Origin of the sequence: Mesorhizobium sp. M0317, assembly GCF_040321555.1 — a bacterium.
Lineage (GTDB): Bacteria > Pseudomonadota > Alphaproteobacteria > Rhizobiales > Rhizobiaceae > Mesorhizobium.
In genome coordinates this window covers 59,228-84,555 of the sequence record NZ_JAMYRV010000028.1, presented here as the reverse complement: position 1 = coordinate 84,555, position 25,328 = coordinate 59,228, and the positions used below count along the sequence as shown (strand labels likewise).

Here is a 25,328-nt window from a genome sequence, read left to right as displayed (position 1 = left end):
CCCCCGTGGTGCTTTCACCCCCGGGGCAGTTCTCACCGTGCGGCGGGGTATGCGCCCCCCGGGGCCAAAACGTGCGGGGGGGCGCGTTTTTCCCGGGGCCCCCGCTTCACATCTGAAACTTGCGATATCCAGGAGGCAGGCGGGCCTATCTCTCGCGGAAGGCGCGCTGGAACGAATCCACCAGGGGCTTGGTCAGATAAGCCAGAAACGTTCGTTCGCCTGTTGAAATGAATGTTTCGACCGGCATGCCTGGATAGATCTGCTCGGGCTTGACCTGGGGTGGCAGCTTGTCGGCCATTTTAAGGCGGACGGTGAAGTAAGGCAGTCCCGTGCTGGGTGTTATCAGCCGGTCCGCCGAAATGTAGAACACCTTTCCGGGCACTTTCGGTGTCGTGCGCGCATTGAGCGCCGTGAACATCATATTTGCGTCCTGCCCGACGCGAATTGAGTCGATGTCTTCGGGCTTTATCCTGGCCTCGACGATGAACTCGTTCGTGGTCGGCAGAAGCTCCATCGCCACCTCCCCCGCACGGATGACGCTGCCTTCAGAATTGTAGAGCGATCGAACGATGATACCGTCCACCGGCGCCCGGATCGTCGTCCGGTCCAGGACCGATCGGCCAGCGTTGATTTGTTCCTCGAGATCCGCCACCTGCGCCCGTGCTTTGTTCAATTCCGTGACAGCATCCTCGACCCGGCTTGTTGTGAGCCGTTCGATCTGCTGACGCGCTTCCACAGTCTGGGTCGCCGAACTGGCGATCTGCGCTTCCAGCGATCCCGCCTGGCCGACAAGCTCGGCAGTGCTGCGCAGAAGATCGGTGTATTCGGAACGATTCGTGAGTCCTTTTTTCAGCAGCTCTTTTTTTCTTTCCGTCTCCTCGTTGACGATCGCGAGCTGATTTTCCGCTGCCTCCTTCTGGGCCTTTAACCCGACAACGGCATCCTGAAGGGCTGCCACCCTTTGCTTCAGAATGCCCTGTTCGGCGCCGTAGCGCGCTAGCCGCGCCTGAAATTCCTTGTTTTGCTCTCCGAAGACACCGCTATATTCGGAAGCGCCTGAATAGGCTCCCAGGTCACTGGACAAGACAATTTTCTCAAGGCCGTCCCGTTCTGCTTCGAGCCGAGAGATTTCAGCTTTTTGTGCAACCCACTGCTTGAGAACGCGGTTGAGCTGGGACTGCGCCACCGTCGGATCGAGCACGATCAGGGCCTGGCCTCTTAAGACCCTGTCACCCTCGCGAACTCTAATGCTGCCGACAACACCTCCTTCGAGGTGCTGGATCATCACATTCTGCCCTGCTGCTGCGACCACACCTGGCGCGATCGTTGCTCCGGCAATCGGTGCCGTGGCTGCCCAGAACCCGAAGCCGAGCACGAAAACGGCCACGCTTGCATATCCCGCCAGCGTAATCCGATCCGTGCGGGTATCGATGTTGCGCTGCCAGCGATACACCTTGGCACCCGTCTCGATGGTTTGGCTAGGAACCGTCATTAGCGGCTTTTACCTCCACGCGAGCAGGTGACGGGAAAGGCACCACTCCTTCGTTGTCATGCGAATGAGCGGCCGCGGCCGCCGCCGCTTGGCCCCGTCGCTCGGCAAGTCGGTCGAGCACGTCCTTGGTCAATCCGTAGATCTCGACCTGGCCATTGCGCAGCATGAGGATGCGATCGCATTTGGCTGCGAGCGAAGGCCGATGGGTTATGACGAGCACGGTCGTTTTTCGTGAACGCGCCTGGATGATCGCCCGCTCGAGTGCGGCTTCACCGTCGGAATCAAGATTTGCATTGGGCTCGTCGAGAACCAGTACCTTGGGGTCGCCGTAAAAGGCGCGCGCGAGCCCAATGCGCTGACGCTCGCCACCCGAGAGGCGAACGCCGGTGGGGCCGATCACCGTCGAATATCCGTCCCTCTGACCCAGGATAAGGTCATGCACCTGCGCTTGCTGGGCTGCTCGAACCAATTTCTCATCAGGCGCATTTGGCTCAAAACGTGCGATGTTCTGGCCGATGGTCCCTGGGAAAAGTTCCACATCCTGCGGAAGATAGCCAATATGACGGCCGAGTTCCTCCGGATCCCAGTTTCGAATATCGCCGCCATCGATGCGGATCGCTCCGGAACGCGGCTCAATGGCACCAACGATGAGCCGCGCCAGCGTCGATTTTCCAGCCTGGCTTGGCCCGACGATCGCTACTGTTTCGCCGGCGCCTACTTCAAAGGTCAAGCGTTTTATCAGCGGCAGCGACCCGTCGGCCGAACCCGGAAGATGATAGACTATTTGATCTGCGCTCAACGCCCCTTCAGGCGTTGGCAAGGCAACTTTTTCCTCTGGTCCGGACCTTGATTGGGCAGCTGAAAGCCGCTTCCATGCAAGGTTGGCGTCGATGACCTGCCGCCAACTTCCAATGATCTGATCAAGGGGTTGCAAGGCGCGCGCCGAAATCATCGACGACGCAAATATCATACCGGCGGTCATCTCGTTGTGCAGAACCAGATAAGCACCGACGCCCAATATCGCGATTTGCAGTACCGATCGTGTGGTGCGGGACACACCGCCATAAAATGCGTTGGTGCGAGCGAGCCCATCGGAGGCGTGCAGAGATCCCGAAAAACGGGTGCCCCAGAACTCTATGGCATTGGACACCATGCCGAGCGCGCGAACCGTTTCGAAGTTTCGCGCGAAGGCCTGCGCTGAATTCATTGCCGCGCTAAGATTCTCCGCCGCCTCCTTGCCAGGCCGCGAACTCGCGACCTGGTTCAGCACGGCGATGGAAACCATGAGAACCGCTCCAGCGACCGTCACAAGGAAGAGCAACGGGTGGATGAAATAAAGCAGGCCCACGAAGATGGGCCCAAAAGGGAGGTCGAATAGAAAGAAGATGGTTCGCGAGGCGATGAACCCACGCAAGGTGGCCAAGTCGCGCAAGGCCTGGACATCGCCGAGCCCGGCGCGTGGGCCGCTCATTGCTGCGAGAAAAGACGATGCACCCAACGCAAAATCGAGCCGCACGGCGAGTCGGCTTGCATATACGCCCCGCACGACTTCGAGCACTCCGAAAAGCAAAAGCGACGAAAGCGCAAGCAAGGTAAGGTAGGTGAGAGTATCCAGGTTTGCGGCGGGCAAAACTCGATCGTATACCTGCAGCATATAGAGAGGCAGAATTAGCACTAGGGTGTTCATCACCGCGGAGAAGAGGCCCATTTCGACCACGCTCCTCGACAGCACCTTTCTGCCTGTAGAAATGGACATCCCCAAAATTGCCTCCCCCCCGGGATAAGCGGTCAAATTAGACAATCATTATATATCATACGGGGTTGCCACGCTATCGGTTGGGATTCTTTTGATAGCCATAGTAAACACCGCCGGTGCTAGCCCGATGCGTCGCGTTGGTAGACCTCGGTCGGCATGAGTCTGGCTGTATCCCCGGGCCAAAGCATGCCTGCGCTATGTGCCCGTCGAACGCCCTCCATCACTTAAACGCCAAGCCCCGCTCCTAGAAAAAATCTCGTGCCGCCGGCGCACCTATGTCGTGCGCATCTTCCCCAACACCGAAAGCTGCCTGCGCCTGGTCAGGGCCTTGGCCGTCGAGACCAACGAAAACTGGATGGAGGCCAACCGATACATCAACATGGACGACCTGCGCGAGCACAAGAAGCTCGCTCTGCCCCATGCCGCATGACCAGCATCATGGCCAGCATCATGGCTGCCCCATTTTGCAGAACTTGACGCACACAACCGGGCGTTTGCATACACCGAGTGTACAAACGCCGCCCACGCGGGAACTTGCGTGACCTTGCTACCCTCTCGCGCGTAGAGCTGCCTATCGGAAAAGCGCCTGATTGCAGCCGTCAAGGTCGCCTCCGTCGCTTTTCAAAAGTAGACATCACAAGTGAACGCTATGATCGTGGTCGGGCCCGAGCCAATCCGACGGGCAAGCCAAATCCCAAGGTTATGCGCCACGCCGTCCGGACCCAGATTGATCCACTCGGTCATAACGTTTCGGGCCGGACGGGTGGCGGTTCAGAAGACCACAAAGTCTGACCGTTGTCGCCTCAGCCCGGACAGGTGCCGTTTGCAGGGACTTCAGGAAGGAAGAAGCTTCGCCGCTCGCAAGGGGTCAGTTCGCGAGGGACGGTACGCCGGGCGAATTCAATAAGCTCGTCGGGTGTCTGGAAGACGCGAACGATGCTGACTCTTTGTTCGCCGGAAACAATCGCGACATGGGTGCCGTCGGAACTGAAAGCTGCGTGTGTAAAGCCCCGTTGAAAGGTTGCTTCGTCCTGGCTCCCAAGGACGGCAATCTGGCGCCCCGATTGCGCCGCCCACAACCGCACCGTTCGATCTTCGGTCGACGCGGTCACGACATACAAGCCATTGGGGCTGAACTCGGCGCTGTCCAGCGCGCCGCTGTGGCCCCTGAGAACCCTTTCCGGACCGCCTGCGACGCTCCAGATCCGGGCGGTTCCATCGCGTGAAGCAGTCAGCAGCGACTGGCTGTCGGGACTGAAGGCGACTACCGTCACAGCGCCGGTATGTCCCTCCAGCGTTCTAACGCTTGTCCCCTCGGTGGTCGACCAAATTCGGGCCGTGTGGTCGAGTGAGCCCGTGGCGACGAGTTGACCGTCAGGGCTGAAGGCCCCCGCCGTGATGCGATCCTGATGCCCCACAAGAGCACGTAGTTCGGCTCCGCTCGTCGTTAGGAGGTGTCCCACATTGTCTTCCCTGGCCGAGAGGATCCGACGTCCGTCAGGGCTAAGAATGGCTTGCGGCAGATTGATGCTTGTATGGATGACAGCCAGTTCGGCGCCGGTCGTCGCGTCCCACAGTTGCGCGGTGCCGTTGATCCATGCGCAAACAAGCGATTTGCCATCGCGACCAAACTGGATCTTGATCAGTCCGGCATCTGATCGGAACTGGGCGGTCTCGTGTCCCGTGGCCACGTCAAAAATCCGGACCACGCCCTCAAGAGACGCCGTGGCGACGCGCCTCCCATCTGGGCTGAACGAGGCGCTTTGAATGATCTCGTGCGTGTCGAGGCGGATTATCTCGCGCCGGCTCACGACATTCCACAGGTGCGCTGCGCTGTCGCCGCCGCCGGTCAGCAGGTGGAGGTTGTCGGGACTGAAGACCGCGAAAGTCGGGCGATATTCATGTGAGAGCGCCGTCGTCAGGGCACCGTCGACATCCCACAGCCGAGCGGTGCCATCGTGTGAAGCAGTGAGAAGAATGTTGCTGTCAACCGGGCTGAATTCCAGATGCTCAACCAAAGATTCATGACCGGCGATGGTCGTGACCAACGAGGCGCGTTCAACGTCCCAGACGCGGATCGGCCCATTCATCGAGGCGGTCGCAAGGAAGCGGTCGTCCGGGGTGAAAGCACCGTTCATCTCCACATCGCGTTCATCTGTGTCGATGTCAGGTTTCAACCCTGAAACCTCCTGGCCGAGCACATCATCCGGCGTTCCTAACGATCCATCCCAAATCCGGGCAGTGCCATCCAGTGATATGGTGGCGATCCGCTGACCCCCGTGGCTGAAAATCACGCCGTTCAATTGCGTGTCGCTCTTGCTGCCGGCCAACTTTGCGATCTCCGTTCCTTTCGACAAATCGAAAAGGCTGGAAGTGTCGCGGTGTGAATGCCAACCCCACGGGCCGGCCACCATCCGGCTTCCGTCCGGGCTGAACGCCAGGGTGTAGGGCCAGGAGGTCACTCGGATCGACCGTGTCAGCGCGCCGTCTGCGGTATTCCAGATCGAAACAAAATGCTTGCCTGCCGTCGCGAAGCTGCGGCCGTCTGAACTGAAAGCAGCACGCGTATATGCGTCGCTGCTTACACCTAGGACTTTCTTTCCGGTCCGAGCATCCCAGAGCGTTGCATCGCTGTTCTCTCCCGCCGTCAGCACCCGGGTGCCATCCGGGCTGAAGATTGCCGTCGGGTAATTGCCTACCGGCCGCAGGATGTAGAGCTGCTCTCCCGAGACGGCGTCCCAGAGACGTGCCGTGCCGTCCCTCGCGGCCGTCAGGATACGGCTCCCGTCGGGGCTGAATTCGGCCCTCTCCACGGCCCCTTCATGACCTTTTAGAATGGCAGTTTCGGCACCGCTGGAGATGTCCCAGACTGCTGCAGTCCTGTCATAGGATGTGGTGACGATGCGATCACCTGTAGGATTGAATGCCGCATCCGCCACACCGGCGCCAGGGCGGAGGATTTTGATCTGCCGGTGCGCCAGCAGCGCCTTGAAGAGAGCTGCCTCCGCCTCAAAGAGATATGGCCGCTCGGGTTGCTCTTTCGAGGGTAGCGCCTCAAGCGCCAACCGGATCGCAGCCTCGGTGTTGCCCGCCGCGGCGGACCGCTCCGAGAGGAACGAGAGCGAAAGGAACTGATTGCGCAGCGCCTGATCGCGTTGGCCTCTTGCTTCCTCCCGCGCTTTGAACGCGACCAGTGCGCCTGCACCCGCCATAAGAGCGAGCATTATTGCCACGATAGCGGCGTTCCGTGTCCGTCGGGCAAGCCGGTTTGCTGCGGCAGCCGCGAGGCTCCGGCGCTCGGCCTCGCGCTCCAGGCGCTCGCGTTTTGCCTCTTGGGCGGCCTCGATCAGCGCCAGCTCTGCGCGACGGTCCTTCTCCTCCTCCTGCCGATGGGCACGCAAGGACTCCTCGATGTATTCAAGGACGGCATCGTCGACCTCCTCCCGCCTTGACAGCATCAACTCTTCTCCCTCCGCCAGACGTTTGCCGGACGGAAGGAGAAGCTCTCGATTCCTGCTTTCCAGGTGCCATCGGTGGGCGTCAGCCCTCAGGCGTTCGCGCGTCGCGAGGAAGTTGCGGTTTGCATTCACAATGTCACCGGCGCGCGGCCAACGGCTCAACAGTGCCTCATGCGCAAGACGAACGAAGACATGCCCTGCGGCGTCCTCGTCGCTGACGAGGAGCCGGGCGTCGATTAATGCCCTGATGAGGGCCGATCGCGCGGGAGTGCCCGCGACTTCTGTATACAGGGCCGCACGTGCCGTGACCGTTTCATCGCCTAGGTTCGCCGTGGTGAGGGCGCGCAGCACCGCGGGCAAGGCCTCCTGGATCCCGGGCGACAGCAAGTCCAGGACTTCGTCGGCGCGGCGCGCGATTGCGCCTTCGAGCCCGCCAAGCGCACGATAGTGCGCAAAGGTGAGAACGCGTCGGTCGCCACTGGCTTGGTACAACGCGTCGAGGACAAACTCGAGAAGCGGCAATGATCCTGGGTCGGCAGTTGCTGCCGCCTGCAGCACGTCATCGAGCCGCCCCAACTCGGCACTCTCCTCGAAGCGGAGCCCGGCCACGACCGCAGGTTCACGGATCATCTGCGCGATCTCTGGGCCGGTTGGTGGCAGAAGTTCGTAGCTGGCGAGGCCGTCCTTGAGCGCCGAGAAACCTTGGACCTCACCGCAGCGGTGAAAGAAATCCGAACGGATGGCCGCTATCACCCACACCAGTCCGCTCGCGGCCAGCACCGCCATGAACCGCACAAGGGCCTCGCGCATCGCCGGCTGCTTCTCCGTCGTGAACAGCTCCTCTAGTTGATCGATGACCACAAGCAGTCTGATCTGCGAGCGGGCCGGCCCGGCGGCCTTGCGAAGTGCCTGTCGGACCATCGCCAGGGCTCGATCCGGCGTGCTCATGCAGAGACGAGCAAACTCCGCGGCTGTTGCTTCTGAGGACAGCTCCGGCACAGCGGCGTCGTGAAGCAGCGCCGCAGCCAACACAGCGAATGCATCCGGTCCTTCGGAGAGGCGGATCAGGCAGCGGCGCCACAAGGATATGCCTGCCACGGCTCCAGGTCGCGTCAATGACGGCAGCAGGCCAGCGCACAGGAGGGAAGACTTGCCACAACCGCTCATTCCGTAGATGAGCAGGAATGCCGTGCCGCTTGCTGCCTGCTGCTCCAGTCTGGCAGTGCAGGCGGCAATCGCGCGCGCTCGGCCGAAGAATAGATAGGCATCTTCGAATTCGAAGGCATCGAGACCGCGAAATGGCGACCTGACCGGTTCCTCGGACGCAAGACATACGCGGTAGATGCGCAAGGCACGGGCGACATCCTTCAGTTTGTGCTCGCCGAGATCGATGAATTCCAGCGAGAGGTGGTCCTGAGCCTGGGAGCGGACTGCTTCCGTGATGCAAATCCCGCCGGGGCGTGACAAGGTTTGAAGATAACCTGCGACCTCGACGGCCTCGCCCCTGAGGTGCTCGCCCTCGGCGACGACGTAACCGAGGTCAACGCCGATGCGGAAGCGCAGCCGCTTTGTCTCGGGAATCTCGCAGTTCCGTCTATCGACCTCATACTGGATCTCGTTCGCACACCGCAACGCCTCGACAGGGCCAGCAAACTCCGCAAGGACTGTTTCATCGACGCTCGCGAAGACATGACCGGCATGTTCTATCAGCAGCCGATCAAGGACCTTCCTGTAGGCCGGGGTAGGTGCAGCAATGCTCCGCTCATCCTGGCCTGCCGGCCGGACCCCGGCGGCCAATTCTGCCGCCAGAATTGTAATCATTCTTGGTCGGGCATTTGAGGGAAGGACCAACCTGTAACCGCGCCTCGGCACTGTCTGCACGACGGCTTGGCGACTGTCGTTGAGCGCCGCACGGATCTCGTGAATGCATTGGACCAGGCTGTCATCGGTGACGGCTAGCCCGTTCCAGACCGCCTTCATCAGCTCATCCTTGGTGATGACTCGATCAGCGTTCTCCAGAAGGTGGCGAAGTACCGCGAAGGTCTGGTGGCGAACTGCGATTGTCCTGTTGAACTGGTCGCGCAAGGTCTCCCTGCTCACGTCGGCGGTCACGCCGTTGAGTACGAACGTTGTAGGCGGCGAGCTATTCAAGCCGGTTCCCCTAAAGCACGAAGCCGCAGTCCCATACTAGCACGGTTTCGCGCTGCGAAGACTGATCATCATCCAGCCCGTGCGGGGAGCTCGGATTTCGGCGAATGATCGTAAGCCGTTCGTGACTTGGCAAATGCCCCGGACCGACAATTCCACACTCCATTGTCGGTGAGAGAGGTTCGCTATGGACTGCTTAGTGCGGATTGGAAACATGGGTGCAAGACCAGCGCTGCGGCTAGCGGGCGCCTTCCTGCTCACCCTGTTCTTCGCGACAGCGCCACAGGCTCACTCGACGGACCGTCCCGCGGGCGGCCTGGCCGAAGTCGATTTGCAATTGATCCTTGCCGTGGACGTCTCGCCGTCGATGAGCAGAATTGAGCAAAAAGTGCAGCGCGACGGCTATGTTGATGCTTTCCGCCACGCGGATGTCGCGATGGCAATCAAGGCGGGAGACCTGGGAAGAATCGCAGTGCTCTATCTGGAGTGGGCGGGGCCAAGTCAGCAAACCGTCATCGTGCCGTGGACAATTGTCGAAAGCCGCGAGGATGCTCTGACTTTGGCGGACAGGCTCGCTGCTCTGTCGTTGACTGAAGGCCGGGGAACGTCGATTTCCGGCGCGTTGCAGGCCGCGAATGGGCTGTTCGCGAAGAGCGGCTTGCGCAGCCCGCGCCGTGTTATTGACGTATCCGGCGACGGACCGAACAATGCCGGAGCACTCATTGACCCCATTCGGCAGTTTCTTCTCGCGGAAGGTGTGACGATCAACGGGCTGCCTATCACACTACCCCGCATTGGCGAGGCCGACGGGTTTGCGCGGTACGACCCCTCCAGATTGCAATCCTATTTCGAGCGCTGCGTCATCGGCGGACCGGACGCATTTGCGATCGGCGTCACCGACGCCGCAATGTTCGTCACCGCAGTCCGTCGAAAGCTGGTTCGCGAAATCTCCATGAACATGGATCAGGTAATCTACGCCGCGTACACCGAGCGTTCCGGCCCCACGGTCGATTGCAACCTGATCGGTCAGTTGCCAGGCCGATGAGGCTCGGCAATGTGGTGCCAGCAACGGCTAGCTTCGCGCGTCGCTGCCGACAATCAAACAGAGCAGGTAGCATCAACAGCGACGAACGCCGTCAAAGGCCGAAGGGCTGCTTGTCGACAACTTCGTTCCGAAACCGGAAGGGCAAGTTTCGGCCCAAAAGCTGCCGGACCGCAATGCGCCTCATTTCGGCCATTGCGACGCTCCCGTCCATTCACCAAAAGCGGACGGTTGATATTTTCGGAGGGCACAATTAGCTTTGATCAGCTTTTGCATTTCCTGAAGGCAGACTGGTTAAGAAACGGCACAGATTGTTGCGAGGCTGCGTCCGATTGATGTGCTGTGACGTGCTCCCCAGTTTGGCCCCGTTTATGAGTTAGCCCTGTTCACGTTGTGATCCTGACCACTAGCTGGTCGGGCGGATGTTCTGATTGATGTGGAAAAGGTTGGTAGGGTCGAACTTGCCCTTTAGCGCGGCGAGTCGCGGGTAATTGTCGCCGAAGCTCGCCTGGACGCGCTCTTCGCCTTCGTCATCCATCATGAAGTTGGGATACGCGCCGCCGACGTCGAACGGATGCACAGCTTTCCAATAGTCGGTGGCCCATTCCTTGAGGACCGGCGCCATTCCCGGATCTGGATCTATCCCGGCGATCACCATGGACCAAGTCACATCACGAGCGTTCCAGGCGCTGTCGCCCTTGCCTAGGCGATGCACCGCCCCGTCGATTGGGTAAAGATGCATGCACGACGCCGGGCCGGCCCTGCTTGCATGCAGGAGATGCGCGTGGATGGCGGCATCTGGCAGCGCTCGGACAAAGTCGCCCTTCCAATACCATTGCTGCCCGGCCGGATAGAGCGCGTCGAATAAGGTCTGCAACCCTGTGTAAGGAATCGGGCCCGCCCAGTCGATGAGTGGCTTGGGGAGAGCCGCCCGGATGGCATTGACAGCCGCTTCTCCACCCTCGCCGTTATGCGCGACAAGGAGGACGCACATCTTCTTGTTCCAGTGCTCCTGCGGAAATGGATCGCCGCCGGGCACGGATTGCAGTCCGAGGAAGATGTAGAAATCCTCCGGAGCATTCGCCTGGAAATCACGATACCAGCGCATCACCTCAGCGGCATCGCCAACATCGAAGATGATCGGCCCGCCATAGAGCATTTTCGCCGGGTGCGTGCGAAACAAGAAACTGGTCACGACGCCGAAGTTTCCTCCGCCGCCGCGAAGCGCCCACAAGAGATCCGCATTCTCGGTTTCGCTGGCGGTCATGAAACTCCCGTTCGCCAACACCACGTCGGCTTCGATGAGATTGTCGACGGCAAGCCCATATTGCCGGCTGAGGTAGCCGTGGCCGCCGCTCAGCGTCAGACCGGCGACCCCGGTGGTCGAGATGATGCCGAACGGCACTGCCTGGCCAAAGGCGTGGGTAGCATGATCCACGTCGCCTGTAGTGCAACCAGGCCCGACCCGCACCGTGCGGTTCTGTGGATCGACGCGAACGCCCTTCATAGTCGAGAGGTCGATGACGAGGCCATCGTCGACACCGCCGAACCCCGGTCCGTTGTGCCCGCCGCCGCGGATTGCTATGGGGATTTGGCTGTCGCGGCCGAAGTTCACCGCAGCAATCACATCGGCGACGTCCATGCAGCGCGCAATTAGAAGAGGCCGCTTGTCGATCATGCCATTATAAAGTTTGCGAGCTTCATCATAGTCAGCGTGATCGCGACCGATTAGCGTGCCTCGGAGATCCTGCGCGAATTTGGCAATGGCGCCGCTGTTCATTCCACCCCCCGAGAAATCGCAATGCCGAGTTTCCGAGTTCGGATCGAAGGTTGATCAGATAGTTTCTGGCGCGCCGCCTCCCGGCACGGGCCGCCGAGCTGACAATGTTGACCGGCAGCCATCACTTAAGAACAACGCCTACTTTGCCCGAAAATGAGCCCTTGGTCCAAGGGAATCGTGAAATGAGGCCTCATCGCAACTAAGCTGACCCTCAGTGCGGCATGGTGCTATGGCTAACTTCGCGCTAGTTTAGCATGGTGACATGGGCAAAAACGCTCGATGCAGACGATCGAACACTGGCTGAGCCAGCTCGGCCTCGGCAAATACCTGGAGGCGTTCGTCCAAAACGACGTGGACCTGCGAGCGCTCCCTCATGTCACTGAACGCGACCTCCAGGAGCTAGGTGTCTCACTTGGGCATCGCAAAATTATCATGGCTGCTGTCGCCGGACTTGCTCAGCCAAATCTCGCCGGGTCCCTGGTCCCTTCACCTTCTCCTGCGGGTTCGGAACTTCAGGCCAGCGACCTCGCTCAAGAACCGACTGCAGACCGACGGCTGCTTAGTGTGCTCTTTTGTGACTTGGTCGGGTCGACTGCGATATCTGCCCAACTCGACCCCGAAGACATGCACGAGCTTACGCGACGCTATCAGGACAGTGTTGCAGGCGCGATCACGCGCTTTGGAGGCTACGTCGCGAAATATCTAGGTGACGGCGTGCTTGCATATTTTGGATGGCCCATGGCTTACGAGGACCATGCCGAGCGTGCGATTCGTGCAGGCCTTGAGGCCCTCGCTGCAGTCGAGGCCTTTCAGTCCCCCAGCGGCGAGCAATTGAAGGCGCGGATCGGCATTGCATCGGGTCACGTGGTCGTCGGTGATATCGCCGGCAGCAGTGCAAACGAGCGGGCCTCAATCGCAGGAGATACTCCGAATCTCGCGGCTCGCCTGCAAGCTGCTGCTGCGCCTGGCCAGATCGTGGTGGCAGACGCCACGCGGCGGCTCGCGGGGCAATCCTTCGAGATCGAGAGCCTCGGCGCGCAGGAATTGAAAGGCTTTCGACTGCCTATTGCGCTGTTTGCGGTCCACGGGGAACGAGAAGTGGAAAGCCGTTTCGATGCCGCGCAAACTAGTGCACTCTCAAAATTCGTTGGCCGCAGCAGTGAAATTGGAATGCTGCTGGATCGCTGGGAATTGGCTAAAAACGGTCAAGGCCAAGCAGTCTTTGTATCGGGAGAGGCGGGAATCGGGAAATCGCGTCTCGTCGACGCGCTTGAGGAACGGTTGCATGAGAACCAGCCCGAGTTAATACGACTGCAATGTTCGCCCTATCACTCCACTTCGGCCTTTTATCCCATCATTCAGCGCCTGAGCCGACTGGCAGGTCTTACAGCCGCCGACGAACCTCTGATGCGAGCAGACAAGCTGCGCGCAATTGTTCAGCGTTACGGCGAAGATCCCTCAGAAGTCGGCTCCACATATGCCGAGCTGCTCTCGCTGGATCTGGCCAGTGAATTCACGCCGCCCGATCTCTCCGCCCAACAGCGCAAAGAACTGATCGTCCGCACACTGGCGAACCGGGTGCTGCTCGCGGCAAAGATGGCGCCCGTTTTGTTTGTTGTTGAGGATGCTCACTGGATCGATCCGTCGACCAATGAATTTCTCACAGAGGTTGTCCGTCGCATGCATGGCGCGGCCGTCCTTGTGGTCGTAACACACCGGCCCGAATGGACGCCGACCTGGCCCACGGGGCTGGTCCACGTGACGACGCTGGCCATTGGTCGGCTGACGAAGCAACAGATGCGCGAGCTGATCGACTCGATGCTCGCAGACGTTCCGGATCAGCTTGCCGACAGGATCGTGGAGCGAACTGACGGTGTGCCGCTGTTTGTGGAAGAATTGACACGTTCGATTCTGGAAAGCGGAAAGGCGGCGTCTCTCAATGTTGAGATTCCCGACAGTCTGCAGGGATCTCTCATGGCTCGACTTGACCGTTTGACAGCGGCAGCCAAGGAGGTGGCGCAAATCGCCTCTGTCATAGGCCGGGAATTTGACCGCGGCTTACTTTCCAAGGTTGCCGGTCTCGATGACCCAACTCTCGGCGAAGCGCTCCATGAGCTCATGTCTACCCAGCTCGTTGTCGTCGGCGGTGTGGTGCGAGACGCGCTGGTATTCCGACATGCGCTCATTCAGGATACGGCATACCAATCGCTGCTCAGCAAAAGGCGCCGTCAATATCATGAAGCCATCGCTAATGCGCTCATTGACGCATATCCGGATCTCGTCGTGACCCAACCCGAGCTCATTGCCCAGCATTATGTCAAGGCACAGCAAGGTGCGCTCGCGCTGCCATACTGGATGAAGGCCGGCGAACGGGCGCTAGGGCAATCAGCCAACTATGAGGCGGTTGATCACTTTCAGAACGCTGTCGCCATCGCGGAGCACCTGCCGGGAGGACCGGCCCGGCAAAAGGAAGTGCTCGAGGCGACCCTAAAGCTCGGGGAGGCACTGAGTGCCGCAGGTCGCTTGTCGGACTCAGTTGCAAAATACAAGCTGACCGCGCACTTGGCTCGCGAGACCCATGACACGAAGGCCTTCGTTCGTTCTGCTCTTGGTTTTGACGGCGCCCAGTTCCTGTCTTCGAAGCTGCTAGACGAATCGCTTCAGCTGCTCACTGAAGCAATGGGTATGCTCGATCCCGAGGATCAGAGGTCGCGGAGCCAACTCCTCAGCCGCCTCACGCGTGCATATTTTTACCTTAGCGACAGTAAGAACAGCGCCAAATGTCACGCAGAAGGGGTTAAATTGGCTCGGCAACTAGGCGACCAAGCTTCGCTTTTTGAACTTTCTGTCCTGCCTTTCTTAACGCCCCGGACCGTGAAGTCCGCGGCAGAGGCAACTCAACTGATGGCGCGGGTAGATGAGATAAAGCGCCTCGCGGCCGGCATCAACGACGATGACCTGCGCGGCCGCGCTCTCGCGCTTGACGTCTACGTCTCGACTGAGCTTGGCGACCGCGCGCGCGCCGATCAAGCCGTGGACGGGCTGGAAGAGTTGGGAACGTTGCGACAACGGCTCAACATTCTATGGCTTGCGTGGAACGCAAGGGCAATGATGGCCATCCTCGATGGAAGGTTCACCACCGCCGAGAAGCTGGCTGGAGAAGCGTTGGGTCTGGGCAGACAGACGCATGGCGCGGAAGTCGAAGGCGTCTATGGCATGCAGATGTTCACGATCCGACGCGAACAGAATCGCCTGTCGGAGGTGGCTCCGGTGATGAAGAATCTTATCGATGAAAATCCGGACGAGACCACATGGTTGCCAGGGTTTGCGCTGGTTGCGGCCGATTTGGGATACCGGGACGCAGCGCAACGCAGGTTGAGTGAACTAGCGCGTGCTAATTTCGCAATGCCGCCGGATGGAAAGCGAAGCGCATCGCTCTCATTCGTGGCTGAGGTTGCTGTTAGTCTGGGCGACACGGAGGCGGCTCGGACAATCTACAACCTTATGCTCGCCTACAAGGATATGACGATCACGGCAGGAGTCGCAACGGTCTGCTTTGGAGCGGCAAGTCGCTATCTGGGAATGTTGTCGGCATCGCTGGGCGATTTTGGGAAGGCCGCCGAGCACTTCGAGCATGCGATGGATATGAACGCAGCCAGCGAATCACGACCTTGGCTGGCGCATTCCCAGGCTGAATATGCGAACTTGCTTATGAAAAAAGGTAGCAAGAAAGCGATTGAGAGGGCAATGTCACTTTCGGAGCAAGCCTCGGTGACCGCGGCTGAACTGGGTATGGTCCGTTTGCAGAAGAGGCTGGAGAGAACGCTTCACTAGGTAGGCTCTCATGCCTCACTGCATCACCACGTTGAGAAGGAGCATGCTTATGCCACGCTACGTAATCGAAAGGGAGTTCGCGGAACAGCTCAACCTCACAAAGGAGGGCGTTGAGAGTGTAACTTTGATCAATGACCAGGAAGGCGTGCAGTGGATTTTCTCGTTCCTCAGCGCCGACAAGAAAAAGAGCTATTGCCTTTACGAGGCGCCTAACCCAGAGGCTATTCGGGCTGCGGCACGAAGGAACAACATCCCCGCAGATGCGATCATTGAAATTGGTGGAGAGATCGGTCCGAATATGTTCTCGTAGCACAATCCTGACCGGCAAAACCGTCGCGAGTACGCCAAAAAGCCGGAGGCCGCTTTGGTAATGCACCTAAGCATCCGCTTCCCGCCGATTGACCGTAAGGAATATGCCCGATGTGACATCTCAGCGGAATGTCCGCTTCTTTTAGACCGTTGACCTAAAACCAGTCGGTCATCTTCCGGCCCCAAGGCTGCCGGTCAGCAATGCGCCTCTTGTCAGCCGTTGAGGGCACCTTTGCCACCCTGTGAAAGCAGACATTGCCGGCGACGAGGCTTACGGTCGCAGTCGCGACAGGCGCAAAGATCAGTCGAGGCTGATCCGTGTTCCCTTGGCGCCGTTGAGCAGCCGCTTGAGATGGAAGCTGGCGAGTTGGTCGTCCGGACATTTCCCGATCTGCGCGGCGAAAGCGGTAAGCGCGTTTGCATCTCCGGCCTCCAATCTGCCGAACGCTTCAAGATAGCTCGCCGTCGAAGGATCATCATACTGCTTTGACGACAAAGGCTCGAACGCGCGTAGCGCCTCGGCCCTGCCGCGCAGCATCAGATCGCCGACCGGCCGTCCCCGGAAGCCGTCGACCCTTGCAGCCGCGCTCCCGCTGACGCAGATACGCGTGCCCAACTGCTTGTTGGCGCTTTCCAGCCGCGCCGCGATATTGATGGTGTCGCCATAAGCCGTGTAGTCGAAAAAGCGGCCTCCGCCGAAATTTCCGACCAGCGCCGGACCTGCATGGACGCCGATGCGGGTCGTACCGACCGCGACGCCCTTGTCGCGCCAGCTATTGCGGAACGATTGCGACAGCGCGTCGAGCTCGAGCGCGCAGGTAACCGCGCGCGCCGCATGGTCCTGCTGCTCGCCAGGCGCGCCGAACAAGACATGCAGCGCATCACCGACGATCTTGGCGACGGTGCCTTCATGCGCGAACACGACGTCTGTCATGCCGGCCAAATAGTCGTTGAGGAGCGCGCCTAGCGTGGCAGGGTCGATCGTTTCCACCAGCGTGGTGAAGCTGGTAATGTCGGTGAACAGCGAGGCGACCTCGCGCCACTGTCCGGCTAGCGCCAACCCGTCGGCGTCGCCGGCCAGCCGCTCGGCCAGATTGGGCGAGAAGTAGCGCGACAGCGATGCATGCGCGCGCTCCGCGACCGCTTGCCGCCGATGCGCCTCGTGCAGCACCTCGCGATGCTTCAAGGTCTTGGCGATCGTGGTCTCGAGGTCGGCAAAGTCGATCGGCTTAGTGATGAAGTCGAAGGCGCCTCGGTTCATCGCGGTGCGGATGTTGGCCATGTCACCGTAAGCGGAGACGATGACGGTCGAAAGCTGCTGCCCCTCGGCCTGCTGCAGCTTCTCCAGCAGCGACAGGCCGTCCATACGGGGCATGTTGATGTCGCACAGCACCATGTCAATGTCGCTGTTGCCGTCGATGACGGACAGGGCGTCCACACCATCGCTGGCGAAGAGAAAAATGACCGCACCGTCGCGGATCTGACGCCGGAACTTCTGGACGATCAAGACCTCGAGATCGGGCTCGTCGTCGACCACGAGGATGCGCGCCGTCACGCCACCATTCCCAGCCGCGTTTCGATCTGTTGCCTGAGCGTCGCAAAGTCGATCGGCTTGGTCAGCAGCGCTTCGGCGCCGTTCTCCAACGCCTTGCGCTTGGTTTCGGCGTCGCCATAGGCGGTGATCATGATAACCGGGACGTCGGGCCGCAGCACCTTGATCTTCGGCAGCAGTTCGAGCCCGCTCATGCCGGGCATGTTGATGTCAGACAGCACCAGGATCAATGTCACCCCTTCGGCGTGGTCGATCTGCTCCAACGCATCGACCGCCGATTGCGCGAACTCCATGGTGAAGCGGCTGGCTCGGATGTCGCGGCGGAACTGCTGGCGAAATAACGGCTCGACGTCGGGCTCGTCGTCGACGACCAGAATGAGGAGGCTCATGCTTCACCCGATTTTGCGAGCGAGGCCGCAGCGCGCGGCAGCACAATCCGGAACTCGGTGAACTCGCCTGGCTGGCTGTCGACGTCAATCGTGCCGGCGTGCTGTTTGACGACGATGTCGTGGCTGAGCGACAGGCCGAGCCCGGTGCCCTCGCCGGCTGGCTTGGTCGTGAAGAATGGATTGAACATCTTCTCCTTCACCTCCGGCGGAATGCCGATGCCGTTGTCGCGGATACTGATTTCGACACGGTCGCCGAGACTTCTGGTCATAGCGGAGAGCGTCGGCTCATACCCCGTGCCATTCGTCGCCGCGCTCTGCTTGGCCGTTGCATAAAAGCCGTTGGAGATGAGGTTGAGAAGCACCCGCGTGATCTCCTGCGGGTAGAGATCGACATCCCCCGCCTGCGGGTCGAAATTCCGCGTCAGCGTGATGTTGAATCCTGGCTTTTCGGCGCGCGCCCCGTGATAGGCAAGGTTCAGGCTCTCCTCCACGACGGCATTGATATCGATCGGACGATGATCTCCTGAACCCGCGCGCGAATGCAACAGCATGTTCCTGACGATGGAATCGGCCCGCTTGCCGTGCTGGACCACCTTGTCGAGATTGCTCTTGAGCATGCCTGTCAGCTCGGCAACCTCTTCGCGCACGGATGCCTCCAAAGGCGCGCCGGCCAGCACACTGCTCAAATCATCGATGAGTTCGCCGGAGAGCGCTGAGAAGTTGTTGACGAAGTTGAGCGGATTCTTGATCTCGTGGGCGATACCGGCGGTCAACTGGCCGAGTGAGGCGAGCTTCTCCGTTTGCACAAGGCGGTCCTGCGCGGTCCTCAGATCTTCGAGCGAGCGTGACAATTCGCGGGTACGCGCCTGCACCTCGTCGAACAGCCGGACGTTCTCGATCGCTATGCCGGACTGGTCGGCAAACGTCTCGACGAGCTCGATCTGCCTCGGCGTGAAGTCCCGTACCTGTGACCGCGTCAGCGCGAATACGCCGACCGGCGCGCCTTCGCGCAAGATCGGAACGCATAAAATGGTCCGGTAGCCGCCGAGCTTCTGAAGCTGCGTTGCCCCGTAGTCCGGGTCGGCGAGCACGTCCGACACGTGGACGGCACGGGCTTCGAGGGCCACCCTTCCAGTGATGCTGTCGCGACTAGGGGCAAAGGGATTGGCTTTGGCGAAAACCGCGGCTTCAGGCAAATTGCCGTACTCGGCCGACCACCGGTAGAGATCGCCGTCGCGTTTGAAGATGACGCTCGTGTCCGCGTCGCACAGCTTGGCCGCTGATTCCACCAGCGTGTCGAGAACCGGCTGCAGGTCGAACGTAGAGCGGCTGATCGCCTTCAGCACGTCGGCCGTCGCCGTCTGCTGCTGCAGCGACTCGCTCAATTCCGCCGTGCGCGTCTGCACCTCCTCGAACAGCCGCGCGTTCTCGATGGCGATGACAGCCTGATCGGCGAAAGTCTCGACTAGCTCAATCTGCTTTGGCGAGAACGGCCCGGGCGCCTTGCGCATGACCAGAAGCAACCCCATCAGCTCCGTGCCGCGCAGGAGCGGAACGCCGAGAATGCAGCGAACGCCGCGCTGCCGCGCCACGTCGGTGAAGGTGAACTCGGGATCGGCTTCGAAATCCGGTACGTGAACGGTTTTCTGTTCCAGCAGAACGCGCCCTGACACCGATTCGCGCCCCGGCCGGCGCATGATCTTGGTATGGGCAGGGGCCGCTTCCGGATCTCGGCTGAAGGTCGTGGTCCACTGAAATCCGTCGTCGACCAGACGATAGAAATCGGCAATGTCCGCGTCGCAGAGGTGCGCGGCGGACTCTGCCAGGGTGTCAAGGACGTTCTGCAGATCGAAGGCCGACCGGCTGATGACCTTGAGCACGTCTGCTGTCGCTGTCTGCTGCTGAAGCGACTCGCTTAGCTCCGCGGTCCGCGCCTTGACCTCATCAAACAGGCGGACATTTTCGATGGCGATCACGGCCTGGTCGGCGAAGGTCTTCAGAAGTTCGACTTGCTTAGAGGCAAGAAAGCCCGTCTCAGCACGCCCGACTGCTATGCAACCGATGGCCAGGCCGTCACGCAGCATCGGCACGGCGACAGCACTGCGCAGGCCCGAAAAAGCCGCCGCGGCGCGATGCGTGAATTCACTATCCAAGGTGAGGTCCGGGATCTGCGCCACGTCAAGATATAAAATTGCCCGTTCGGCAGCGCTGCCGCGAGTAGGTGCCACGGGAAAGGTGTTGCGCACGATCTCAACGCTTTCTTCGGTGATGCCGTGATGCGCGACGAAATGCAGAAGCTCGCCGTCAAATCTGTAGACAAAGCAGAACTGCGCTTCGCATAGACGGGCGGCGCTTTGCGCGATCATATTAAACACTGGCTGCCCATCGGTGGGCGAGCGGCTGATAACGCTAAGCACATCGCTAGTCGCCGTCTGGTACTCCAGCGCCTCTGTGGCCTCCCGTGTCCGCTGCTGCACCTCCTCGAAAAGGCGGACGTTCTCGATCGCAATTACGGCCTGGTCGGCGAACGTTTGCACGAGTTCGACCTGCTTTTCGCTGAACGCGCCTGGCGTGCGACGGGGCATGGCGAAGACGCCGATCACTTCGCCCTGCCGCAACAACGGCACGGCAAGCATAGCACGATAGCCGGCGCGGTCGCGGGCTTCGGAAAACGTGAATTCCTTATCATTAAGCGCGTCGTCGACGTTCACCACTGCCTTGGTCAGCGCCGCCCGTCCCGTGAACGTCTCGCGTCCCGGTTTGATCGGATGGGTTCGCATGAACTCCAAGTATCCGGGGGGTGTGCCGTGGCTCGCCTCGGGAGAGAAGGACCCATCGCGTGACAGAAATATGAGGCCCATTTCGGCATTGCAGAGTCGGCAGGCGGAAGCGATCAACGTGTCGAGAACGGCCCCTAGATTGAAGGCTGAGCGGCTGATGACCTTGAGCACATCGGCCGTCGCCGTCTGCTGCTGCAATGACTCGCTCAATTCCGCTGTGCGCGCCTCCACTTCTTCGAACAGGCGAGCATTTTCGATGGCGATTACGGCCTGGTCGGCGAAGGTCTGGATCAGATCGATTTGTTTCTCGGTGAAAGGTTGGACTTCCTGACGAGCCAGCACGAGCACGCCGATCGGATTTCCCTCGCGCATCAACGGCACACCCAGCACCGTCCGGAACCAAACCTTGCTGGTCGATTCCAGGAACGTGTATTCCGGATCGGCCAGGACATCGGCCACATGCACGATCTTGCGGTCGAGCAATGCCCGCCCGACCACGGTGCCGCGTCCGGGCGCCAGGCGCTTGTCCTTCACGTACTCCTGCCAATCCGACGAGAGATTGTAGTTGGTGGCGTAGTAAAAGCCTTCCGCCCCCTGCCGGGTGATCCCCGCCATATCCGCCTCGCAAAGCTGTGCGGCCGATTGCGTCAGCGTATCGAGCACCGCCTGCAGGTCGAACGTCGAGCGGCTGATCGCCTTCAGCACATCCGCAGTCGCCGTTTGCTGCTGCAGTGACTCGCTCAGTTCCGCCGTGCGTGCCTGTACCTCTTGAAACAGGCGCACATTCTCGATGGCGATCACCGCCTGGTCGGCAAAGGTCTGGACAAGTTCGATCTGACTATCGGTGAAGGGACCGGGTTCAGGTCGCGTCATTGCGAAGACGCCAATTACCGATCCTTCGCGCATGAGCGGTACACAGAGCACAGCCGAATAACCTCCGAGTCGCGGAGCTTCGGGAAGGCCATGTTCGGTGTCCTTGGTAACATCCGGAATATGGACCACTGCCTTGTCGAGTGCTGTTCGGCCGACCCAGGATTGTCGGTTGATCGGACTCGGATTCGCCTCTTCATACGCGCGATACTCCGGGGTTTGGTCGTAGCCAGCCGCAAGCCGGAAGACATCGCCTTCGCGCATAAAGATGCCAGACGTTTTCGCACCGCAGAGCCTCACCGCAGAATCGATAAGTGTCTGCAGGACGCTCTGCAGGTCGAATGCGGAGCGGCTTATTACCTTTAGCACATCCGCGGTCGCGGTCTGCTGCTGTAATGCTTCGCCAAGTTCGGCGGTGCGAGCTTGCAACTCTTCGAAGAGCCGCACATTGCCGATTGCGATGACGGCCTGGTTGGCGAAAGTTTTGAGCAGGCCAATTTGGCTGTCGCTAAAGGGTCGCGCCTCGATGCGCCGGATCATAAGCGCTCCGATTGCTTTTCCTTCCTGCAACAGCGGAGTGGCGAGAATCGCGCGAAAACCAAGACGTTGAGCCATCATTCGGCCAGTTGCAAACTCCTCTCCAGAGATGGTCAAGTCGTGAACGTGGACCGCAACCCGATCCAATACGGCGCGGCCGGTAACGACGTCGCGCGCGACTGGCAAGCCAGCACTGTCAATCGGAATCGGTCCGTGATGCGCTCCCACAGCCAGCCTGTCGGAGCGCAGCAGATAGATCGTTGCGTCATAGGCGTCGCACAGCCGAGCGGCACTTTCAGCGACGGCGTCAAGCACAGGCTGAATGTCCGTAGGAGACCCGGCGATCACTTGCAATATTGCGCCGGTCGCTGTCTGCTTCTCTAGCGCGTCGGCCAGTTCGCGGCCACGCGACCCGACCTCTTCGAACAGCCGCACGTTCTCGATGGCGATGACCGCCTGATCCGAAAATGTCTGCACCAGTTCGATTTCGCGCGTACTGAACGGCGAGACCGACGAGCGGGCGAGGACGAAGACCCCGGTCACTGCGCCGTCCCGCATCAGCGGAACGCCCAGCAGGGTACGGAAGCCGCCGAGCCGCTGGCCTTCGATGTTGGTATACTCCGGATCGTCGAGAACGTCGGCAATCTGCTCTACTGACCCGCTCTGGGCAACGCGGGCGGCGATGCTGCCCCGGCCCGGCGTGACCGGGAGCTTGTTCATGTGGTCCTGGAATTCTTGGCTCCATCCGATCTGTACCGTCGGCTGCAACACGTCGCCCTGGCGCAGATAGATGTAGCCCATCCCGGAATGACAGAGGTCGGACGCGGACTTCACAAGCGTATGCAGCACGGAATTGAGATCGAACACCGAACTGCTGATCGTCTTCAACACTTCGGCCGTCGCCGTCTGCTGGTCCAGCGACTCAGCCAGTTCACGATTGTGCCCCTCGACTTTCTCGATCAGCCGGGCATTTTCGATCGCGATTACAGCCTGGTCGGCGAAGCTCTCGACCAGCTCGACTTGACGCGGTGAAAATAGCCCGATCGTCCGCCGCGCCAAGCCGAATACGCCGATGGTCTCCTGACCCCGCTTCAGCGGGACTGAAAGTACTCCGCGGAAACTGCCGATGATTGCGGCTTCAGGCCTTTCGTATTCCGGGTCTTCAAGCGCGTCCGCCACATGGATCGTCAATCCCTCCAGCGCGGCGCGGCCCTGGAACGTCGCTCGTCCCACGACATGTGGGTTGGCCCGTTCGTATGCATGCAGCTCAGCAGCCTGCCCGCCGCCTGCCATGAACTGCAGCGTATCGCCAACGCGCAACGTGATTGCGCCCATGTCCGCCCCGGCCAGGCGTATAGCCGAGTCGACTAGCGTCTGCAGTACCGGTTGGATGTTGGTCGGCGACGCGGCGATCACCCTGAGGATAGCACTCGTCGCATTCTGCTGTTCAAGGAGATTGGCGACCTCCGCGGTGCGTACCTGATTTTCTTCGCGCGCCGCTGTCAACTCGGATCGGAGCGAGCTGATCGTGATCTCAGAGTCGGAGTCGGGCCCTCCCACTGAGGTGCTCCTGTTTTTTCTCTGCTCAGTGTCGGCTTTGGCCAGCCCAGCGTCAAGTTTGTGACCTGCAACGCCCGTTTGCGACGCAGCGCGGCACCTTGGCAATGCACCTGAGCGCAGGCTTTCGGAGCTATTGCAGATAGGGGATGCGTCCGAGATGGGGTCGTAGGCGGAGTGCCAGCTTCTCTGCACCTTGTTCTACAACCAGTCGATCAGCTTTCGGCTCAAAAAATCTACCGGTCAGCAATGCGCCTCATCTCGGCCGTTGCGGACAGATTTGCCACTGATTGAAAGCGGACATCGCGGCGACCAGGCTGGGCGCGATCATAGCCACCACGGCCGAAACAAGAGTCGCCACCGTACGCCCGATTTGGATTGTGCGTCAGCGCATTGGCAGGATGTTCTGGTTGAGGCGGAACAGATTGTCCGGATCGTATCTGTGCTTGATCTTGGCGAGCCGCGCGTAAGCCTCAGCGCCGAAGGCGTCGCGCACGAGATCCGATCCTTCGCCATGGCCGGGGAAGTTCAGATAGAGGCGGCCGGTCGAGTAGCGCTGCATGTCCTGCCAGAAGCTGCGAACCCAGCCGATGTTCGCATCGTCCTCGTCAGCGCCTGGCCAGATGGCGTCGAGGCTGAGCATGAAGGGCATGGAGCGGTCGCCGAAGGCAGTCTCATCGGCTGCAACGCGCTGGACGAACCCGCCGAACTTCCAGATCGAGGCGAAGGTCATTTCGGAGGGGCGCTTCGCCATCCAAGCAGTGGTCTCCCCGACGACCTCGTCGTCGAGGCGCGAGAGGTAAGTGGATTTCCAGTAGCAGCGGTCGCGGCCTTTCGGGAACAGCCCGTCATAGAGCGACTGGATGGTGCGATATGGCATGCGGCCGCTGAAATCGAGAAGCGGTTCCCCAAAACTCCGCAGCGGCGCCACGACCCGCTCACCCTCGTCGGCCGGTCCGTCATAGACATGCGCGAGCGCCAGGACGCGCCGGCCCCTTGCATGCTCGGGAATCGAGGGGTCGTCGGGCAGGGTGGAGAACTCGGCCAGGCCGCTCAGGCGGTCGGGTGCGGTCTGCATGAAGTCGCGCCAGAGCGGAATGATCTCGTTGGCGCGCTCCTCGGGATAGGCCGGACCGCATAACATCAGCTCCGGTTCGATCGGGTGCAGCTTGAACTCGAAGCTCGTCACCACGCCGAAATTGCCGCCGCCGCCGCGTAGCGCCCAGAAGAGATCCGGGTTCTGCGTCGCGTCGGCATGGATGAGCCGGCCATCGGCGGTCACCAGATCGGCGGCGAGCAGATTATCGACGCTGAGGCCGTGGCTGCCGCGCAGCCAGCCGATGCCACCGGAGAGCGTCAGGCCGGCAACGCCCGTCGCCGAGATGAGACCGCCCGGCGTGGCGCGGCCAAGCGGGGTGGTGGCCGCATCGACATCGGCCCAGGGCGCGCCGCCCGCGACGAGGGCACGGGCGAGGCCGGACGCGACCCGCACGCCCTTCATCAGCGACATGTCGATCATCAGGCCGCCTTCGCAGACGGCGTAGCCTGCAACATTGTGGCCACCCGAGCGGATCGCGATCGCTAACCGATGCTCGCGCCCGAAATTCACCGACGCCACGACATCGGCAGCACTCCGGCAGCGCGCGATGAGGGCGGGACGGCGGTCAATCATGCCGTTCCAAACGACCCGCGTCGCGTCGTAGGACAGGTTCGACGGCTCCAGCACCTCGCCGCACAAGATGGAACGGAAGCTATCGATGCTCGATTGTGCAAGGGTAGCGGTGGCGGCCATGTGGCGGTCTCCTCGTTTCATGCACCCTAGCG

The 25,328-nt window shown here is 60.7% G+C and carries 11 protein-coding genes and 1 pseudogene; 4 read left to right on the top strand and 8 right to left on the bottom strand.

Translation table 11 applies throughout. The features are described 5' to 3' along the window. Positions 1–145 precede the first annotated feature (145 nt). Positions 146–1,492 (bottom strand): HlyD family type I secretion periplasmic adaptor subunit, encoded by a 1,347-nt coding sequence (locus tag NKI88_RS19755; RefSeq protein ID WP_352656718.1) that lies wholly within the window; start codon positions 1,490–1,492, stop codon positions 146–148. After that, positions 1,479–3,248, bottom strand: a complete 1,770-nt coding sequence (locus NKI88_RS19750) for a type I secretion system permease/ATPase (protein ID WP_352656716.1) — start codon at positions 3,246–3,248, stop codon at positions 1,479–1,481. The genes NKI88_RS19755 and NKI88_RS19750 overlap by 14 nt, the downstream gene beginning before the upstream one ends. A 259-nt stretch (positions 3,249–3,507) precedes the next feature. Between NKI88_RS19750 and NKI88_RS19745 the strand changes: the two are divergent. After that, positions 3,508–3,678, top strand: a pseudogene (locus NKI88_RS19745) (transposase); the annotation flags it as partial. Positions 3,679–4,051: 373 nt separating this feature from the next. On the opposite strand, the gene NKI88_RS19740 reads toward NKI88_RS19745, so the two are convergent. Beyond that, on the bottom strand, positions 4,052–8,857 hold the full coding sequence (locus NKI88_RS19740) for an nSTAND1 domain-containing NTPase (RefSeq protein WP_352656714.1): 4,806 nt from the start codon (positions 8,855–8,857) through the stop codon (positions 4,052–4,054). A 211-nt stretch (positions 8,858–9,068) separates the two neighbouring features. On the opposite strand from NKI88_RS19740, the gene NKI88_RS19735 reads away from it, so the two are divergent. Further along, positions 9,069–9,899 (top strand): DUF1194 domain-containing protein, encoded by an 831-nt coding sequence (locus NKI88_RS19735; protein WP_352656712.1) that lies wholly within the window; start codon positions 9,069–9,071, stop codon positions 9,897–9,899. A gap of 403 nt (positions 9,900–10,302) precedes the next feature. On the opposite strand, the gene NKI88_RS19730 is transcribed toward NKI88_RS19735, so the two are convergent. Next, positions 10,303–11,676, bottom strand: a complete 1,374-nt coding sequence (locus NKI88_RS19730) for an FAD-binding oxidoreductase (protein WP_352656710.1) — start codon at positions 11,674–11,676, stop codon at positions 10,303–10,305. A 279-nt stretch (positions 11,677–11,955) separates the two neighbouring features. On the opposite strand from NKI88_RS19730, the gene NKI88_RS19725 reads away from it, so the two are divergent. Together NKI88_RS19725 and NKI88_RS19720 are read left to right on the top strand one after the other, a co-directional pair. Next, on the top strand, positions 11,956–15,510 hold the full coding sequence (locus NKI88_RS19725; RefSeq protein ID WP_352656708.1) for an adenylate/guanylate cyclase domain-containing protein: 3,555 nt from the start codon (positions 11,956–11,958) through the stop codon (positions 15,508–15,510). Between the two features lie 49 nt (positions 15,511–15,559). Then, the gene (locus tag NKI88_RS19720; protein WP_352656706.1) at positions 15,560–15,820 is read left to right on the top strand and encodes a DUF4242 domain-containing protein; all 261 of its coding nucleotides are present in this window, start codon (positions 15,560–15,562) and stop codon (positions 15,818–15,820) included. Between the two features lie 300 nt (positions 15,821–16,120). Here the strand turns inward: NKI88_RS19720 and NKI88_RS19715 are convergent, their stop codons facing one another. The 4 genes from NKI88_RS19715 to NKI88_RS19700 all read right to left on the bottom strand — a co-directional run bounded on the left by NKI88_RS19715 (position 16,121) and on the right by NKI88_RS19700 (position 25,296). Further along, positions 16,121–17,374 (bottom strand): adenylate/guanylate cyclase domain-containing protein, encoded by a 1,254-nt coding sequence (locus NKI88_RS19715; RefSeq protein ID WP_023755394.1) that lies wholly within the window; start codon positions 17,372–17,374, stop codon positions 16,121–16,123. After that, a complete protein-coding gene (locus tag NKI88_RS19710; protein ID WP_023716288.1) occupies positions 17,371–17,760 on the bottom strand; it encodes a response regulator in 390 nt (129 codons plus the stop codon). The genes NKI88_RS19715 and NKI88_RS19710 overlap by 4 nt, the downstream gene beginning before the upstream one ends. Beyond that, positions 17,757–23,453, bottom strand: coding sequence for a GAF domain-containing protein (locus tag NKI88_RS19705; protein ID WP_352656704.1), 5,697 nt, complete (start codon positions 23,451–23,453; stop codon positions 17,757–17,759). Before NKI88_RS19705 ends, NKI88_RS19710 begins: the two co-directional genes overlap by 4 nt. Positions 23,454–23,889: 436 nt before the next feature. Next, positions 23,890–25,296, bottom strand: coding sequence for an FAD-binding oxidoreductase (locus tag NKI88_RS19700; RefSeq protein WP_352656702.1), 1,407 nt, complete (start codon positions 25,294–25,296; stop codon positions 23,890–23,892). Between the last annotated feature and the right edge of the window lie 32 nt (positions 25,297–25,328).